Here is a 17311-nt window from a genome sequence, read left to right as displayed (position 1 = left end):
TAAACCACTCCCTATTTTTATAATTGAGAAAGATGTTTAGCCCAGTTCTCTTTTGCTGCATCTTTAGTAAACGTATCGTCACCAACAATTGTATTGGCCAACCTGCCAATCCCCTCAATTTCTGTTACGACTTCATCGCCGACCTTCGTATCAACTGATCCTTTTGGGGTTCCAGTCAAAATGATGTCCCCTGCATTTAATGTCATAAAGCTGCTTAAATACTCAATTAAAGCGGGGATGTCAAATATCATATCCTTCGTATTTCCTTCCTGTGTCAGCTTGCCGTTCACATACGTACGAAGAGTTAAATTCATCGGATCATCGATATCGCTTGCATCGACCAGCCACGGTCCAATCGGAGTGCAGCCGTCCCGGTTCTTCACCCTGAGATTCGGCCGGTAATAGTTTTCTAAATAGTCCCGGAACGCATAGTCATTCGCAACCGTATAGCCTGCTACATATTCATAAGCATTATCGCGTTTAACTTTTCTGGCGCCTCTTCCGATGACGACAGCGAGTTCACACTCATAATGCATAAACGTTACATCGTTCGGCCTACGGGTTTGGCCTCGGTGCCCGATAAAGGTATTTGGCCCTTTTAAAAAGACAAGCGGTTCCGTCGGAGCAGTAAAAGAAAGCTCCTTCGCATGGTCGGCATAGTTGAGGCCTAATGCAAATACCGTACGTGGCTCAACTGGCGGAAGCCAGACAACTTCTTTTTCGGATACGATGCGTCCATCATTTAATTGGATTTGCCCGTTTCTTTCAATCGCTTCATGGATGGCACCAGAATAGGCGACACGTGCACGTCTCATAAAGCTACACCTCCTGTTAGCTCAGACTCAGGTACGATCGTATTTTCTAAACAGCCAAGCTCGTCAATTTCAACTCTGACCCGGTCACCGGCTTTTGCCAGCGGTGCTTTTTCGGGGACCCCCACGAGCAATACGTCACCTTTATTTAGCGTCATGAAATCGGTTACATCCGCAATGAGGCGTGAGACTGAGCGAATCAAATTGGCTGTCGTATTTTCCTGCTTCATCTCATCATTAATGAATACACGGACACGTAACTGATCCGGATTGGCGACTGCATCACGTTCGATTACCCACGGTCCGATCGGACAGAAACCGTCACGAGCCTTTTGGTTTACAGCGGGGCGGTATACACTATCATGGGGAATCGACACATCATTTACGATCGTGTAACCGGCCACATATTCCAATGCCTGGCTCGTGCTTACGCGGGTTGCCGGCTTGCCGATGACGACACCGAGCGCTGCCCCCATCTCGAGTTCCTCAACTCCTTCTGGAAGCGGAATCGGCATTCCGTTACCGCTATAAGTGTTCACCGGTTTAATGTACAGAATAGGCGCTTTCGGTGGTTCTTTATATGGCGGTTGATTTACAGCATCTCCAAGTGCATGAAGGGCACCTTTGTAATTTAAAAGCACGCCGTAAACCGTACCGGAAACGGGGGCATCGAATGATAGCATTTCTGTGCCATATTGCTTGCCATCAAGTTCGACTGTTCGCTTCAGCACATTTACATTCGCTTCCTCTATCAGATGTTTCCCTCGCAACTTAAAAATGGCTTTACTCACCAAACATCACTCCTTGCTCCATCATTGGAAATGAAAGATCCTCGTAGAGAGGATCTTTCATCCAAAACTTGCCAATTCAGTTTACTTTTTATTAAAAACAACGAGCTTTAACTCTGTCATTTCTTCAATGGCATATTTAATTCCTTCTCTGCCGAAGCCGCTTTCTTTTACGCCTCCATACGGCATATGATCGACACGGAATGTCGGGATGTCATTGATCATCACGCCGCCAACGTGCAATTCCTCAGCAGCATGCAACGCGTGATGGATATTTTCCGTGTATATCCCTGCCTGCAGGCCGTAGCGTGAATCGTTCACGAGGTCGATCGCTTCATCAATGGAAGAGATTTTATTGATGATTACGACAGGGGCAAACACTTCCTGGCATGAAACTTTTTCAGATGGGTCGACATTTAATAAAACGGTCGGCTTTAAACTATTGCCGTCTGTCTCGCCTCCGGTTACAACGGTAGCCCCATTGCCCTTTGCCTCTTCAACCCAATTTACCGCACGTTTTACATCGTCCTTTGATATAAGTGCGGAAACATCGGTCTCAGGATCAAGCGGGTCGCCAATCTTTAACTGTTTTGCCGCTTCTGTAAATTTTTCTACGAAGCGGTCATATTCCTTTTCATGGACGTAAATCCGCTGAAGTGAAATGCAAACCTGTCCCTGGTATGAAAAAGCACCGGTTACACAGCGCGGGACGATCGTCTCAAGATCTGTTCCTTCATCAATAATGACAGCGGAATTTGAACCAAGTTCCAACGTTACTCGTTTTAATCCCGCCTTATTACGAATTCCAATTCCGACTGCCGGACTTCCGGTAAACGTAATCATTTTAACGCGGTCATCCGAAACAATTTTATCACCGACAGTTTTCCCGCTTCCTGTCACGACGTTTAATGCTCCGTCAGGCAATCCCGCCTCCTGGAAAAGTTCCGCTATAAAATATGAAGAAAGCGGCGTTTGCGAAGCCGGTTTCAATACGATCGTGTTGCCTGAGGCAATCGCCGGTCCTACTTTATGAGCAACAAGGTTCATCGGAAAATTAAACGGCGTGATCGCTCCAATGACACCGATCGGCTCTCTCGTTGTGTACGATACCCGGTTTTCGCCGCCCGGCGCGCTATCTAAAGGTAACGTTTCTCCATGAATACGTTTTGCTTCTTCGGCCGCAAATTTATAAGTTTGAATCGTTCGCGCCACTTCTCCTTTTGCCGTCGTTATCGGCTTAGCGGCTTCAAGTGCAATAATTTTCGCCGCGTCTTCCTGCCTTTCTTCCAAAAGCTTCGATACGTTTTCTAAAATTTGCGCCCGCTTGAAAGCCGGCATTTTTGCCATTGTTTTTCTGGCATTATACGCCGCTTCAATCGCCTGGTCGACTTCTGTCTCTCCGGCTAAAGGAATTTTAGCAATGACTTCGCCATTATATGGAGAGATGAGATCGGTGTAATTTTCCGCCTCTGTCCAGCAGCCATTAATAAACAATTTCTTTTTAAATTCCGTCTGGATTGCCATGAGCCTGTCACTCCTTAAATTTTGAAATTTATAGTCCAATTAAGAGTGTTGTGCTGCTCCTGCTTCTGATTTTTTCTTTTTGCCGAATTGCGGGATATGATGATCTCCGATCGCGACGTGGACAACCTGTGTTTCGGTATAAAATTCAAAGCTGTAATGCCCGCCTTCGCGGCCGATTCCACTCTGTTTTGAGCCGCCAAATGGAATTCTCAAGTCTCTCACATTTTGCGAATTGATCCAGACCATGCCACTTTCAATCGATTGCCCAAGCCGATGGCCGCGTTTCATATCACTCGTCCAAACATAGGCAGCAAGGCCATATTTGACATCGTTGGCCATACGCAATACCTCTTCTTCGCTCTCGAACGGAATAACGACCATGACCGGTCCGAAAATTTCTTCCTGGGCGACGCGCATTTTGTTATGGCAGTTTAATAGCAACGTTGGCGCAACATAGTTACCGCCACTGTAGCTTTCAGGAATATGTCCACTAATTACCTCGGCCCCTTCCTCGCGGGCGAGCTTAATATAGTTCGTTACATTTTCCCAATGTTTGCGATGGATTAACGGACCAACTTCCGTGTCTTTATCCATTGGGTCACCGACCGTAATATTTGCCACCCGTTCTTTTAACGCTTCGACAAATTGGTCATAGATCGGCTGTTCAACAAAAAGGCGGGAGTTTGCTGTACAACGCTCTCCATTAAATGAGAAAATTCCCCATACAACAGCATCTAACGCTTTTTCAAAATCGCTATCCGCAAAAACGATTGCCGGCGACTTGCCGCCAAGTTCCATGGAGCACCGTTTCAGCGTATCCGCTCCATTTTTCATAATTTCAGAACCTGTTTTCGTCTCGCCGGTAAACGAGATTAGTTGTACATCCGGATGAGCGACAAGAGAGGCTCCTGCCGTTTCTCCATAACCGTGGACAATATTAAAGACGCCTTCAGGCAGTCCCGCTTCATCGATAATTTGTGCCAATTTGTTTGCAGTTAGCGGAGACCATTCAGCCGGTTTTAACACTACCGTATTCCCTGTTGCGAGCGCCGGGGCGATTTTCCACGTCTCCAACATAAACGGGGCGTTCCATGGTGTTATTAATCCAGCAACACCGACCGGTTTATGGATCGTATAGTTAATGAACGATTGATCGACAGGATACGCTTCCCCGACCATCCGGTTTTTGACCATTTCCGCATAAAAACGGAAATTTTCCGCTCCGCGCGCCGCCTGCTTTTTCGTCTGGCTGATCGGTAATCCTGTATCGAGAGATTCTAAATACGAGATTTCCTCGGCATTTGCTTCAATCAAATCGGCAATTTTCACGATGTAGCGAAGTCGTTCATCGGTCGGCATCGTCCGCCATGGGCCTTCATCGAATGCTTTTTTGGCAGCCTGTACAGCTAAATCAATATCTTCTTTAAATCCTTCGGCCACTTCGTTAATCGGTTCATTGTTAAATGGATTTATATTTTGAAAGCTTTTTCCCGCAACTCCTTCAACGAATTGGCCGTTGATATAATGCAACACTTTTTCTATTTTCCTCGTACCCATCGTATTTACCTCCCCGTACTCTCATCATCTTTTAAAAATAGAGCAGCAGGAAATCGTTCATATGAATGAATTCCTGCACGAATCTTTTATCGTCGATCAAGTCATAAATTCCGGTTTCCTCTGGGCTAAAACCGGCTCCTCTAGCGTAACGGCTTCACCCGTATGAACGTTCAAAACCGGCATCGCTTCGTTAAACCAGCAGTCAGGTGCTTTATGGCCCCAGAACGTCTGTCTTCGCGGATCGTTTAAATCCCATTTAATCGGCTTAAAGTCCGGATCAATCGTTAAGTAATCTCCAGCATATAGCTCAATTCGGTTTCCGTCAGGATCACGTAAATAAAGGAAGAAAGCGTTTGACAGACCGTGGCGTCCAGGCCCTCTTTCAATAGATGATCCGTATCCAAGTGAAGCCAGCACATCGCAGCAATGAATGATGCTCATTGGATCACTTAGAAAATAAGCGAAGTGATGAAGCCTTGGCCCGGGGCCGCTCATAAACGCATGGTCGTGAACAGTTGGCTTTCTAAATAGCCATGCCGCCCAGATACGTTCGTCTTCGGTCGTCGTATATTCAGAACATCTGAATCCGAGCTCCTTCGTATAAAATTTATACGCCTTTTCGACATCAGGAACCATGCAGTTTACATGGTCAAACCGCTGGATGCGTGCTCCTTTATACAATTCGAAACGCTGAAGCATTCGTTCAACCGGTTCCATTTCGGCAAAAAACTCAAGCGGAAGGCCTAACGGATCTTGAACTCTTAATGTCCGGCCAATCGCACGCTGGCTGCCTTTTTCCATCCATTTAATTTTGGCGCCTTTTCCTTCAAAAAATGTTGCCAATTCTTCAAGGTCATCCTCTTTTGCTACTTTGTAACTGATCGCATGAACACCCGGCTCCTGGCTTTTTTTGAGCACAAGACTGTGATGGACGTGTTCTTCAAGCCCTCTTAAATAAATATGTTCATCGTCATGCTCCGTTTCGATAAAGCCTAAAGCGTTTACATAATAATCGCGGGATTTATCGAGGTCCGTCGCGTTAAGTACGACACGCGCAACACGAATAATATTGAAATTCATCCTTCATCCCTCCCTGGCAGTCCAACTTATTTTGTGACAATTGGCTTATCCGGCGATTTGGCACGATTTAAAAATTCTTGCACCATTTCTTTGTAAGGTTCTTTGTTATATAGATCGTAAAAGACATTTGACATGCGGACAGGATCGCCGAAGAAATAGTATTCGTAAAGTGCCTGGCGTCCTCCGAATGCGCTGAGGGAAATATCCCAGGCAAGACGGAACAGCTGCACGCGGTCATAGCCATTGATATTTGCCCCTTGCATATAGCGGTCGACGAGCTGTCCAACTTCTTCATTTTCAAAATCGGCTTGCGTCGGCGTTCCCATTAAACCTGAAGCTCCAAGGATGCGAACGATCTCTACAACTCGCTGGTACATTTTCGGGAACCAGTTTCTCGCCGTATTTAACGGAAGGAAATCAGGTGTCATATTTCCGTATTTATCAATGGAGGCATTTTGTTCTGCCCGGAATAGATGCGATTTCATCGTTTCTAAAATGATCATCACTTCCGACGCTTTCTCTTTGACATGCTGGAATTTGTCAATGCCGATCGCGTCAATAATGCTTAAAATGACTCCAAGCACAAATTCTGTTTTCACTACATTTTTTGCTACAACTTGATGAGCGGAATGAACGATCGCATTCGTTTCAACATAGGTGCGGTTGCAAATTTCAGAATTTCCGCAGACAAACACGCGTTCCCACGGTACAAAAACATCTTCAAAAATGACAATGGCATCGCTTTCATCAAATCGCGCACTTAATGGATGATCCCACTGATTGCGTCCCGTATCGAACGATTCACGGCAAACAAATTTAAGCCCTGGCGTATTGTTCGGGATCGCAAACGCCATTGAATATGGGTCATCTTGAACGGATGCTTTATTAAGCGTAGACGGGAATACGACGATTTCATCGGTAATTCCGCCGAGCGTTGCTAGTAACCTTGCCCCTTTTACGACAATTCCGTCCTTATTTTTCTCAACGATTCTTGCAGACACCGTTGGATCTTTTTGCTCGGACTGGCTTTTTGAGCGATTCACTTGCGGATGGATCAGCGTATGCGTCAGGCTAATATCATTTTCCCGGACATATTCATAATACTTTCTCGCATTCTCCCCAAACATCGGATCGGCTTGAGCGAAAAATTCTTCAGCAGTCCCAAAGGACATTACGCTCGTATTTAAATAGTCCGGCGACCTCCCCATCATCCCTCCGGTAAAGCGCGCCCACTCCGACATCATTTCTCTTCTTCGGACGAGATCTTCTTTCGTTTTTGGCGCAATGAATGACAGTCCTACTTTTTCGCCGGTCGTCGGTGAAGTATAAAGCATTTTTTCCGGCTTTTTGTGCTGGAGATCGAAAAGGTTCGCAACAGAACGGACGACATTGCGAAACGCCGGATGTTCGGTAACGTCTTCAACCTTTTCTCCATGAATCCATACATTGTTTTTCGCTTTTTTAATTCCTTCAATGTATTGCTCTCCCGTGCGTGCAGGCATTCAAATCCCTCCCATGAGTGATGTAGACTCTTCAAATGTAAGTGCTTACAATTTGAGGTTAATTTTTTCCACTTTCTACTTTTGTTAGCAAGTCATAACTCGTTAAAACATCGCGTATTTCTTTTTGCAGCTCTTCTGTCGGCAAGTCCATTGGCATCCGAAGTTTTGGCGTAATTCTCCCCATCATGCCAAGAGCTGCTTTAAGCGGAACCGGATTTGTGTCTTTAAATAACACATCATTTAGCGGCATTAATTCATAATGAAGTTCAAGCGCCTTTGCAACGTCTCCTTCGAACCATGCATCGTGCATTTCTGCCACCTTTTTCGGCAAAACGTTGGCTGTTGCGCTAATGGAACCGGCACCCCCGATCGCAAGCATTGGGTAGCATAATAACTCAATTCCGGAAAAGAGCAAGAAATCACGGCCGCAATTCAACAGCACGCGGTTTACATGTTCAAAATCTTTATTGGATTCTTTGACGCCAATAATGTTCGGGCAATCTTCTTTTAACCGGGCAAGCGTTTTGACCTCCATATTGACGGCCGTACGACCAGGAATATTGTAGACGATAATTGGAATATCGACGGAATCGGCTACCGTTTTAAAATGTTTATAGAGCGCATGCTGGGAAGGCTTATTATAGTAAGGCACAATGACTAATGCGGCGTCTGCGCCAATTTCTTGAGCTTTTTTTGTTAAAAAAAGCGTTTCTTTATGGTTGGTAGAACCAGTTCCTGGCACAAACGGCACTCTTCCGTTCACTGCTTTCGCCGCTTTTTCCATCACTTGAACACGTTCGTCAACTGTTAATGAACCCGGTTCTCCTGTCGTCCCGGTCACTGAAATTCCATGGCTTCCGCTCTCGATATGCCAGTCAATTAAACTTTCAAGCGTTTCAAAATCAATCGACTCATCTTCATGAAAAGGTGTAATAATCGGTGCCACCGATCCGCGAAGCTTCACTTTCATTTCTTCTACTTTTGACATGTTCCCACTCTCCTTAAATTTAGAGTTTTATTCTTTATAAATTTACTAACTATTCATATAGTCAGATTTTTTTCTATATTTTTATCATATCACGTGCTATACTATATGAAAAATATCGATTTGGTTAGCTTTGTATATTAAAAAAGTATACGTTGGAGGGCTAGTAATGGATGTAAGACAGCTGCGTTACTTTCAAACGATTGCCAAAGAAAAGCAAATTAGCCGTGCCGCAAAGCGTCTGCACATGGCCCAGCCTCCTTTGAGCCAACAATTAAAAACAATGGAACAGGAACTTGGCGTTAAATTAGTCGAACGAAATGGACGGTCGATCGAATTAACCCCTGCGGGAAAATTGCTATATGAACGGGCCGAAACATTACTGCGGCAATTTGATGAAACAATAAGGGAGGTGAAAGAAACCGGTGACGGCGTGAAGGGCGTTTTATCGCTTGGGTCGGCCATTTCAAGTTTTTCTTATTTACTTGAACGAGTCCGTTATTTTCGGGAACATTACCCGAATGTCATTTTCAGGCTCAGGGAGAGCGATACGTTTCGGTTGGTCCAATCGTTAGAAAACCGCGAAATTGAGCTTGCCATCGTCCAACTGCCGCTTGACTTAGATGATTTTTACTACATATGTTTGCCAACCGAGCCATTTGTCTTTGTGATGCCAAAGAAGTGGGCTACGAATCCCGCTCAAATGTCCATTTCAATGCAGGAAATTGCCGAATACCCTTTATTATTAATGCGAAGATTGCAAGGAAAAGGAATGAACGATGTCATCATCGAGGAATTTAAGCGTCATGGCTATACACCGAACATTGCGTGTGAATGCCCGGATGCGGCAATGCTGCTATGGCTGGTTTCAGCAGGGGTGGGGGCGACGATCCTTCCTAAATCAGCACTCTTAACCTTGCCTACACCCGAACTAAAAATTATGGATATCGATGATTCCCCCCTTCAATCCGAACTGGCAGTCATCTGGCTGAAAGACCGCTATTTATCTAAAAGCGCCATGCATTTCATTGACACGTTCCGTTCTGAAAGCGCATTCAAAGGGAAAAGTTGCTAATTCATCTTTGTTCGTAAAGAAAGATGCCGCAATCGGCGGCATCTAAACATCTTTTCCTAGATTAGATTGAACAAGAATCCGGTTGAAATCTTCACTTGTTTCTTTTTTCCGCGAGAAAATCGTTCCTAAATAGCCTGCGAGAAAGCCCAGGGGAATAGATACGATGCCTGGTGAAGCGAGAGGAAAAATGGCTTTTCCAACGAAAATCGCATGCCCGCTCGGATCCCACACATTCGGGCTCAATAAGACAAGAATAATCGTGCTGAAGAGGCCAACTACCATACTTGAAATAGCGCCTGTTGTATTGAAGTTTCTCCAGTAGATTGTATACAAAATCACAGGCAAATTGGCGCTGGCAGCCAGTGTTAGCGCAAGTGAGCCGAGAAACGCGACATTCAAATTTTTCGCAAACAATGCAAGAATGATAGATATAGCCGATACAGAGATGGCTGCAATGCGGGCCGCACGAACCTGTTCTTTTTCAGATGCTTTTCCGCCGCGGACTATTTCGTTATAGAAGTCATGGGCAAATGCAGAAGCTCCTGATAATACGATCCCTGCAACAACGGCTAAAATGGTAGCAAAGGCAACTGCGGAGATAAAGGCAAACATAAAGTTCCCGCCCAGCACTTCCGCCAAAAGCGGCGCCGCCATATTCCCCGCCGGATTGGCGTCAATGATTTTTCCTGTACCGACCAATAACGCTGCTCCAAACCCGAGGAAAATGGCCATCACATAAAAGATGCTAATGACGCAGGTAGCAACGGTTACGGACTTTCTTGCCGTTTTCGCATCCTGTACGGTAAAAAAGCGAATCAGTACGTGCGGAAGCCCCGCCGTCCCGAGCAGCAGGCCGACATTTAAAGAGATCGCATCTAGACCGTTCGGATTTTTAATCCCTGGTTGTAAAAACTTTTCTCCAAACGGCGTCGCATGCTTTACCTCGTCAAAAATGTGGAAAATATTAAAATTGAATTTGGATAGAACGAGAATAAATAAAATAAACGTCCCGGCAATAAGCAACACCGCTTTAATAATTTGAACCCAACTTGTTGCTGTCATTCCGCCGAAAAGAACGTAAACGGTCATTAAAACGCCAACAATGATTAAAGATGTCGAAAACTCAAATCCGAGCAATAATTTGATGAGAACGCCAGCTCCGACAAGTTGCGCAATCATATAAAAAATCGAGATCGTCACCGTATTTAATGCCGCAAATCCCCGCACTTTTTTTGTATTAAACCGCGCTGTAATCATATCTGCTAACGTATATTTTCCGAGATTTCTCAGTGGTTCTGCAACGAGATACATGACGACTAAATACGAAACGAGAGCGCCTAACAATAAATACAATCCATCAAATCCGGTTAACGCTACTCCCCCTACAATTCCCAGGAAAGAGGAGGCTGACATAAAATCTCCTGATATGGCAAGGCCATTTTGCCAGCCTGTCAATCCCCCTCCAGCCGTATAAAATTGGTTCGCGTTTTTCGTTCGTTTGGCGGCAAAATACGTAATCACAAGGGTTGCTGCGACAATCAGCAAAAATAATAGAAAGGCCGTTTTATTCATACGATGACTCCCCTCTTCTTGTCATCTCCGGAACTTTGATGATCACGTTTAATTCGTTCGGACATTTTGTCAAAATGATTCGCTTTCTTCGTATAAAGAGCGGCTAAAATCCATGTCATGACAAATTGCAAAAATGCAATCATCCAGGCCCAGGTAATAGAGCCGATGCAAGGTTTGTTTAAAACGGTCGTGTAAGAGGTCATAATAGGCAGGAAAATAAAAAAGCAGACAAAAAAAATAGTTACAGGAATAATGAAGTTTTTCTTAGCTTTAAGCAACTGTTGAAATTCATAGGTTTGGACCATTTTCTCATACTTCTTCTCACTCATTCACTCTTCCCCTTCCTTTTTTTAAAACGTTTTCATAATTATCTATAAAGTCAGATATTTCAAGCAACACTATCGTATCACTTCAATTGTATGAATGAAAAATACTAATTTTGTTGCCGGAGTATATGAAAAAAATATAGATAGCAAATTAAAAAAGCTAATTTCCTTTTATAGCGGAAATCAGCTTTTTTGTTTAAAAACATTTTTTTATATAAGCTAACGCTTTATTATGCGCACGTATGTATGAAGTTGCTTTACCCGTGCGGGCATAGCCGCCTTCACCTTTATTATAAGCGCTTAAAACGGCTTCTTTTAATTTTGTACCTCTGTATCCTTTCTTTTTATATTTCTTAGTAAGATTGGATAACATATACGTTCCCCAGTTCATATTGACATAAGGATCATATGGCTTATTTTTTGTATGCAATTGCTTTGCAAGACTTCTATGATTTACTTTATTAATTTGAAAGTAGCCGTAATTGCCCGCACTGTATGCTTTTGGGTTAAAGTTGCTTTCATGAAGAATAACTGCCAATGTTTCTTTATAATCTAAACCTCTTTGCCTGGTCAATTGATATAAGTATTTTTGCTGGCTGTAAGACATATGTATTTTTTTTGAATAGAACGAACTTGATTTTGCCTGTGCAAAGGAAGAAGCATTCGCAAATACACTCATGAATACAAATAAAGCTACGCTTAACTTTACAAAAAAACTAATTTTAAAATGAAACTTCATTGGATAGCCTTCCATTGTATCCCCCTTAAACCTTAATTTGACTAAACCTTCCTCATTATAGCAACCACTCTACTAATCTTGAATACTTTTAAATGACTTGATAACTATCTTTAAATAGAGTGTTAAATTTGTAACATGAATGAAATATTATTTCAGCTAAAAAAAGCTTGTAGACAAAGTCCACATTATGGACTTTATCTACAAGCTGAAACGTACCTATACAGGTACGTTTTTTGATTACATATTGATTGATTGATCTTTTTCTACATTTAATCTGGCATGCTTTCGCGAATAAGCGAAGTAGACAATAAAACCGATCGCTAACCAGATGATGAATCGGAGCCATGTTGCGGGCGCTAATTGAGAGATTAAAAATCCGCAAAACAGAATGGATAAGATCGGTATTAGCGGTACTGCCGGACAACGGAAAGACCGTTTCAAGTCTGGCTGTGTTTTCCTTAGTACGATGACTGAAAATGAAATTAAAATAAACGCTGATAATGTTCCGATATTAACGAGTTCCGCCAATTCATTTAGCGGGATAAATCCGCCTAAAAGGCCTGCGATAAGACCGAAAAACCATGTCGCTTTATAAGGTGTACGAAATTTCGGATGGATTTTTGAAAACATGCGCGGCATTAATCCATCACGTGACATAGCGAAGCTTACGCGCGTCTGGCCATACAACATGACGAGCATAACGGTAGTCATTCCTAATATTGCGCCGACATCAATCACCCCCGCTACCCAATTTTGCCCGGCGATTTGCAGGACGAGAGAAATAGGGTGATCTGTATTTCCTTTAAACTGTTCAAATGGCACAATTCCCGTCATAATCGCTGTAACGATCACATACAAAAGGGTACAGATAAAAAGAGAAAGCAGAATCCCCTTAGGTAAATCTCTGTTTGGATTTCTAGTTTCTTCAGCTGCAGATGAAATAGCATCAAAGCCGATAAACGCAAAAAATACGAGAGCCGCAGCAGAAAACACACCGTTAAAGCCAAATGGCATAAAGGGCTGCCAATGTTCAGGTTTCACATAACCTACCGCCACTGCGATAAATAGTAGAACAACAGCTACTTTAATAATTACCATTACATTGTTAACTCTTTTCGACTGTTTCACACCAAGAGAAAGTAAAATTGTAATAATAAAAACAATTAAAAAGGCTGGTAGATTAAAGTAAGTAGTTGCACCCGGCAATGCACCCGGTGCAGCTGTCAATGCTTTTGGAAGCTCAATTCCAAACCCTTTTAATAACGATTGGAAATATCCCGACCAGCCTACCGATACTGTGCTCACCGCCAACAGATATTCTAAAATCAAATCCCAGCCAATGATCCAGGCAACCAGTTCCCCGAGAGTAGCATACGTGTACGTATAAACAGAACCGGAAACAGGAACCGTTGAAGCAAATTCCGCATAAGAAAGAGCTGAAAATAGACAGGCCAAACCTGCAATAACAAATGAGATAATTAGTGCCGGACCCGCTGTCAACGCGCCAGTGCCTGTCAATACAAAAATTCCTGTACCTATAATGGCCCCTATTCCTAAAAGTGTAAGGTCAAATGTTCCTAGCTCCTTTTTTAACCCCTGACCTTTTTCAGCTGTTTTTAATAAATCGGAAATGGTTTTTTTACGAAGAAGCCCATTTTTCACTTATTAAACCCCTTAATTTTTATAATATTCTGTATTTTTCTTGCGGTAAAATGCTCAACCAATGATTGTTTAATCATCACCTTAAGCCATAAACCTCCCCCCTGACATTTATATCGGTAAGTTGTTTGATTTTTTTTAATTTTATAACATTTAAATAATAATTTCAATATAAAAATAAACAGAATACGTCTAGTAAACACTTCCTTTGATTAAAACAAAAGGTTTCGTCCTGACGAAAAGAGGGCATAGTAAATTTGTACTATCTCAATCAAGGTTCAATCGGGTAGTAAAATAGAATTGTTTATTCATTAAAGAGAAGGTGATTCATTCGAATGATTAAACTAGAAAACGTAGAAAAGAAGTATAGTGATGGTTATGTTGCATTAAAGAACATTAATTTGGAATGCAAAGAAGGGGAAATTACCGTTTTAATTGGACCGAGTGGTTGCGGGAAATCGACAACGATGAAATTGATCAACCGCCTCATTCATCCGACTAAGGGGAAAGTATATATTAACGGAAAAGATATTTCCGAAGTCAACCCTGTAGAATTGCGGAGAAAAATCGGCTATGTGATTCAGCATATCGGACTCTTTCCCCATATGACGATTGCGGAAAATGTAGCTGTCGTTCCTAATCTTCTCAACTGGGAGAAAGAAAAGACCGACAGACGGATCAATGAATTAATGAAACTAGTTGGTTTAGACCCTCAAACCTATCGTAATCGTTACCCGAAAGAACTTAGCGGCGGTCAGCAGCAGCGGATCGGCGTCATACGGGCAATGGCAGCAGAGCCTCCGGTTATTTTAATGGATGAAGCATTCAGCGCCCTTGACCCGATCAGCCGCGAACAGCTCCAAGATGAACTTGTTGAATTGCAAAAAAACATTAAGAAAACAATCGTCTTCGTCACCCATGATATGGATGAAGCATTGAAAATCGCTGATAAAATTGTCTTGATGAAGGATGGAGAAATTGTCCAGGAAGGCTCTCCCGAGGAAATATTGCGGCATCCTGCAAACGGCTTTGTGAAAAGCTTTATCGGTGAAAAACGATTGAACCTTATCCAAGATATCCCTACCGCAGCAGAAGTGATGAAAAAGAAGCCCGTCACTACTTATCCTACCCGCGGATTAGCCGAATCAATCAAAATGATGGAAAGACGGCAAGTCGATTCATTAATCGTTGTCAACCAAGACAACCAATTGCAAGGCTACATTTCTATTTATGATGTGATTCGCCACTTTCGTGATGAAACGAAACGAGTGGGGGATATTCTCGAACACTTTTCCCATACGGTCGGCCCGGACGCGTTATTAACGGAAGTGACCCGAATGATTGACGAAAATAAATTAGCCTATGTACCCGTTGTCAATGAGGAGGAGAAGCTCCTTGGCATTGTAACGAGAGGAAGCCTCGTCGGATTCTTGTCAGACATCTATCCATCCGGCGATTCAGGGGTGGTGCAACAATGAAAGACTATTTGTTGATTTTCGCTGACCGCTGGAATGATTTGTTAAATGCCGTCATTCAACATCTTATTCTTTCATTGGCTGCCGTTCTATTAGGATGCATCGTCGCCATCCCTTTAGGAGTATTTTTGTCAAAGACGTCAATTCATTGGCTGCGCACGCTTTCATTTACAATCACAAATATTTTTCAAACGATCCCGAGTCTTGCATTATTAGCTATTCTTATTCCGCTGATCGGTATTGGTACTACACCCGCAATCGTTGCTCTTTTTCTTTACTCGCTAATGCCGATTTTAAGAAATACCTACTCAGGCTTTCAATCGATCGATCCGGATATCATTGAAGCGGCAAGGGGAATGGGTTACAGTCCGCGGCAAACATTGGTAAAAATTGAATTGCCGCTGGCCGTACCGTACATTATGGCGGGAATTCGCTTAACGACGGTCTACATTATCAGCTGGGCAACGCTAGCGACATTAATCGGTGCCGGCGGCCTCGGCCAATTGATTGTTGGAGGGCTTGCAGTGTACGATAAGCCGTTAATCTTTGCATCTGCAGTGTTAGCAATGGTTCTCGCACTTATTATTGATTTTCTCCTTTCCGTCCTGGAGAAATCGATCTCGAAACGGACACATACAGAAACAAATCAATCTATTTAATCGGAGGTTTACTGTAGAATGAAAAAAATGACCGTTCTCATTGCTTCTCTCCTCCTTCTTTCTCTTGCGGGATGCGGAGGAGGCAATACCGTAACAGTGGGGACGCAAACATTTACGGAAACAAAAATTTTAGGCTATATGTATAAATATTTAATAGAAGACCGCTCGAATTTAAATGTCAAAGTGAAAACCGACCTTGCCTCCAGTTCTTTTGTGCTCAATGCCATAAAGGACGATGAATTGCAGATCGGAACGTTATATACCGGAGAACTTTTTAATGGCTGGTTCCCTTACAAAAATACGAAAGACCCAGAAAATGTGCTTCAACAAGATCAGAAAGGTTTTATGAAATATATGGGGATTAAATGGTTCGATCCTTTAGGGTTTGAAAACACGTACGCGTTTACCATAAGAAAAGACGTCGCTGAAAAATATCATTTAAAGAAAATATCCGACCTTCATAAGATGGCCAAAAATATGAAACTTGGCGTCGATACCGGTTGGCTGGAACGAAAAAACGACGGGTACGATGCCTTTTCCAAACATTATGGATTGAAATTTAAAAAAGTTTATCCAATGGAAATCAGCCTTGTCTATAAGGCGGTTGAAAATAAGCAGATGGATATTGTGCTCGCCTATTCATCAGACCCGCGCATTAAGGCATACAACCTTGTCACTCTTGATGATGACAGGAAATTTTTCCCGCCGTATCAAGCGTCTCCCGTTGCCTTAAACAAAACATTGAAAAAATACCCGGAAATCGAACCCGCTTTAAAGAAATTAGTAGGCAAAATCGACTTAAATACGATCCGGTCACTGAATGCTAAAGTTGATCTGGAAAAACGTGACCCCGCCGACGTTGCAAAAGAATATTTAAAAAAACAAGGGCTTATAAAGTAAGGTGATACGATGAATGACTTTATACTCTATATTCAAAACAACTGGGAAACGCTTCTTTATTTAACATTTCAACATATTATGATGGTTTTATTAGGCGTGGCACTCGCACTCGTTGTCGGCATCCCTCTTGGAATGATTGCGGCGAAAAACAACCGGGCCGCTTCCATTATTTTAGCGATTGCCAATTTAATTCAAGTGTTTCCGAGTCTCGCACTATTAGCCGTTCTTATGGTTCTTTTCGGGATTGGTTTTTATTCCGTTGTCATCGGCCTGTTTCTCTATTCCCTTTTGCCAATTATCCGCAATACGTATGTCGGCCTTAAAGAAGTGGATCAAAGTGTGCTCGAGTCCGGGAAAGGAGTGGGCATGACGAAATTCCAATTGCTCATGAAAGTTCAATTTCCGCTCTCTCTCCCCTTTATTCTTTCCGGGATTCGGATTGCGGCCGTTATTGCGATTGGAGTTGCGACTCTCGCTCCTTTTATAGGAGGAGAAGGGCTTGGAAAAGAAATTTATTCCGGAATCAGCATGCGGGATAACGTAAAAATTTACACAAGCGCCATCCTGGCCGCCATCCTCGCCCTGATCGCCGACTTCTTGCTTGGCAAAGCGCAGGAACGGGCAAAAGTAGACTAAGAAGCGCCCATTGGCCATAAGC

At 43.1% G+C, this 17311-nt stretch carries 16 protein-coding genes; 5 read left to right on the top strand and 11 right to left on the bottom strand.

The window, feature by feature from the left end; genetic code table 11:
- Positions 1-17: 17 nt before the first annotated feature.
- The 7 genes from WD019_RS12325 to hpaI form a co-directional block, all read right to left on the bottom strand.
- The gene (locus tag WD019_RS12325; protein WP_425711691.1) at positions 18-815 is read right to left on the bottom strand and encodes a fumarylacetoacetate hydrolase family protein; all 798 of its coding nucleotides are present in this window, start codon (positions 813-815) and stop codon (positions 18-20) included.
- The gene (locus WD019_RS12320; protein ID WP_425711690.1) at positions 812-1603 is read right to left on the bottom strand and encodes a fumarylacetoacetate hydrolase family protein; all 792 of its coding nucleotides are present in this window, start codon (positions 1601-1603) and stop codon (positions 812-814) included. The genes WD019_RS12325 and WD019_RS12320 overlap by 4 nt, the downstream gene beginning before the upstream one ends.
- 81 nt (positions 1604-1684) lie before the next feature.
- Positions 1685-3124: an aldehyde dehydrogenase family protein gene (locus WD019_RS12315; RefSeq protein ID WP_425711689.1), complete on the bottom strand. Its 1440-nt coding sequence runs from the start codon at positions 3122-3124 to the stop codon at positions 1685-1687.
- 39 nt (positions 3125-3163) lie between these two features.
- Positions 3164-4681 carry a 5-carboxymethyl-2-hydroxymuconate semialdehyde dehydrogenase gene (gene hpaE / locus WD019_RS12310; RefSeq protein ID WP_425711688.1) on the bottom strand — a complete coding sequence of 506 codons (1518 nt, stop codon included), beginning with the start codon at positions 4679-4681 and terminating at the stop codon, positions 3164-3166.
- A 96-nt stretch (positions 4682-4777) separates the two neighbouring features.
- Entirely contained in the window at positions 4778-5761 is a 984-nt protein-coding gene (gene hpaD, locus WD019_RS12305) for a 3,4-dihydroxyphenylacetate 2,3-dioxygenase (protein WP_026677601.1), read from the bottom strand.
- Positions 5762-5787: 26 nt separating this feature from the next.
- Positions 5788-7263: a 4-hydroxyphenylacetate 3-monooxygenase, oxygenase component gene (gene hpaB / locus WD019_RS12300; RefSeq protein ID WP_425711687.1), complete on the bottom strand. Its 1476-nt coding sequence runs from the start codon at positions 7261-7263 to the stop codon at positions 5788-5790.
- Positions 7264-7321: 58 nt separating this feature from the next.
- Positions 7322-8251 carry a 2,4-dihydroxyhept-2-ene-1,7-dioic acid aldolase gene (gene hpaI, locus WD019_RS12295; protein WP_425711686.1) on the bottom strand — a complete coding sequence of 310 codons (930 nt, stop codon included), beginning with the start codon at positions 8249-8251 and terminating at the stop codon, positions 7322-7324.
- A 166-nt stretch (positions 8252-8417) separates the two neighbouring features.
- Between hpaI and WD019_RS12290 the strand changes: the two genes are divergently transcribed.
- Positions 8418-9323: a LysR family transcriptional regulator gene (locus WD019_RS12290; protein ID WP_425711685.1), complete on the top strand. Its 906-nt coding sequence runs from the start codon at positions 8418-8420 to the stop codon at positions 9321-9323.
- Between the two features lie 42 nt (positions 9324-9365).
- On the opposite strand, the gene WD019_RS12285 is transcribed toward WD019_RS12290, so the two are convergent.
- The 4 genes from WD019_RS12285 to WD019_RS12270 all read right to left on the bottom strand — a co-directional run bounded on the left by WD019_RS12285 (position 9366) and on the right by WD019_RS12270 (position 13622).
- Positions 9366-10895 (bottom strand): solute symporter family protein, encoded by a 1530-nt coding sequence (locus tag WD019_RS12285; RefSeq protein ID WP_026677597.1) that lies wholly within the window; start codon positions 10893-10895, stop codon positions 9366-9368.
- Complete coding sequence (locus WD019_RS12280) at positions 10892-11224, bottom strand: DUF485 domain-containing protein (RefSeq protein ID WP_425711684.1); 333 nt, start codon at positions 11222-11224, stop codon at positions 10892-10894. Before WD019_RS12280 ends, WD019_RS12285 begins: the two co-directional genes overlap by 4 nt.
- A 193-nt stretch (positions 11225-11417) precedes the next feature.
- Positions 11418-11975, bottom strand: a complete 558-nt coding sequence (locus tag WD019_RS12275) for a transglycosylase SLT domain-containing protein (RefSeq protein ID WP_425711683.1) — start codon at positions 11973-11975, stop codon at positions 11418-11420.
- A 222-nt stretch (positions 11976-12197) separates the two neighbouring features.
- Complete coding sequence (locus WD019_RS12270) at positions 12198-13622, bottom strand: amino acid permease (protein WP_425711682.1); 1425 nt, start codon at positions 13620-13622, stop codon at positions 12198-12200.
- A 332-nt stretch (positions 13623-13954) separates the two neighbouring features.
- On the opposite strand from WD019_RS12270, the gene WD019_RS12265 reads away from it, so the two are divergent.
- From WD019_RS12265 to WD019_RS12250, 4 genes are read left to right on the top strand one after another with little or no spacing between them, the layout of a single operon-like run.
- Positions 13955-15097, top strand: coding sequence for an ABC transporter ATP-binding protein (locus WD019_RS12265; RefSeq protein ID WP_425711681.1), 1143 nt, complete (start codon positions 13955-13957; stop codon positions 15095-15097).
- Positions 15094-15753, top strand: coding sequence for an ABC transporter permease (locus tag WD019_RS12260; protein ID WP_026677594.1), 660 nt, complete (start codon positions 15094-15096; stop codon positions 15751-15753). The genes WD019_RS12265 and WD019_RS12260 overlap by 4 nt, the downstream gene beginning before the upstream one ends.
- A gap of 18 nt (positions 15754-15771) precedes the next feature.
- A complete protein-coding gene (locus WD019_RS12255; protein ID WP_425711680.1) occupies positions 15772-16653 on the top strand; it encodes a glycine betaine ABC transporter substrate-binding protein in 882 nt (293 codons plus the stop codon).
- A 9-nt stretch (positions 16654-16662) separates the two neighbouring features.
- Positions 16663-17289, top strand: coding sequence for an ABC transporter permease (locus WD019_RS12250; RefSeq protein ID WP_425711679.1), 627 nt, complete (start codon positions 16663-16665; stop codon positions 17287-17289).
- The last annotated feature ends 22 nt before the right edge of the window (positions 17290-17311 follow it).

This window comes from Fictibacillus sp. Mic-4 (genome assembly GCF_049843615.1).
GTDB classification, from domain to species: domain Bacteria; phylum Bacillota; class Bacilli; order Bacillales; family Fictibacillaceae; genus Fictibacillus_A; species Fictibacillus_A gelatini.
The sequence above is the reverse complement of the archived record's forward strand: the minus strand, read 5'-3'. Positions and strand labels throughout refer to the sequence as shown.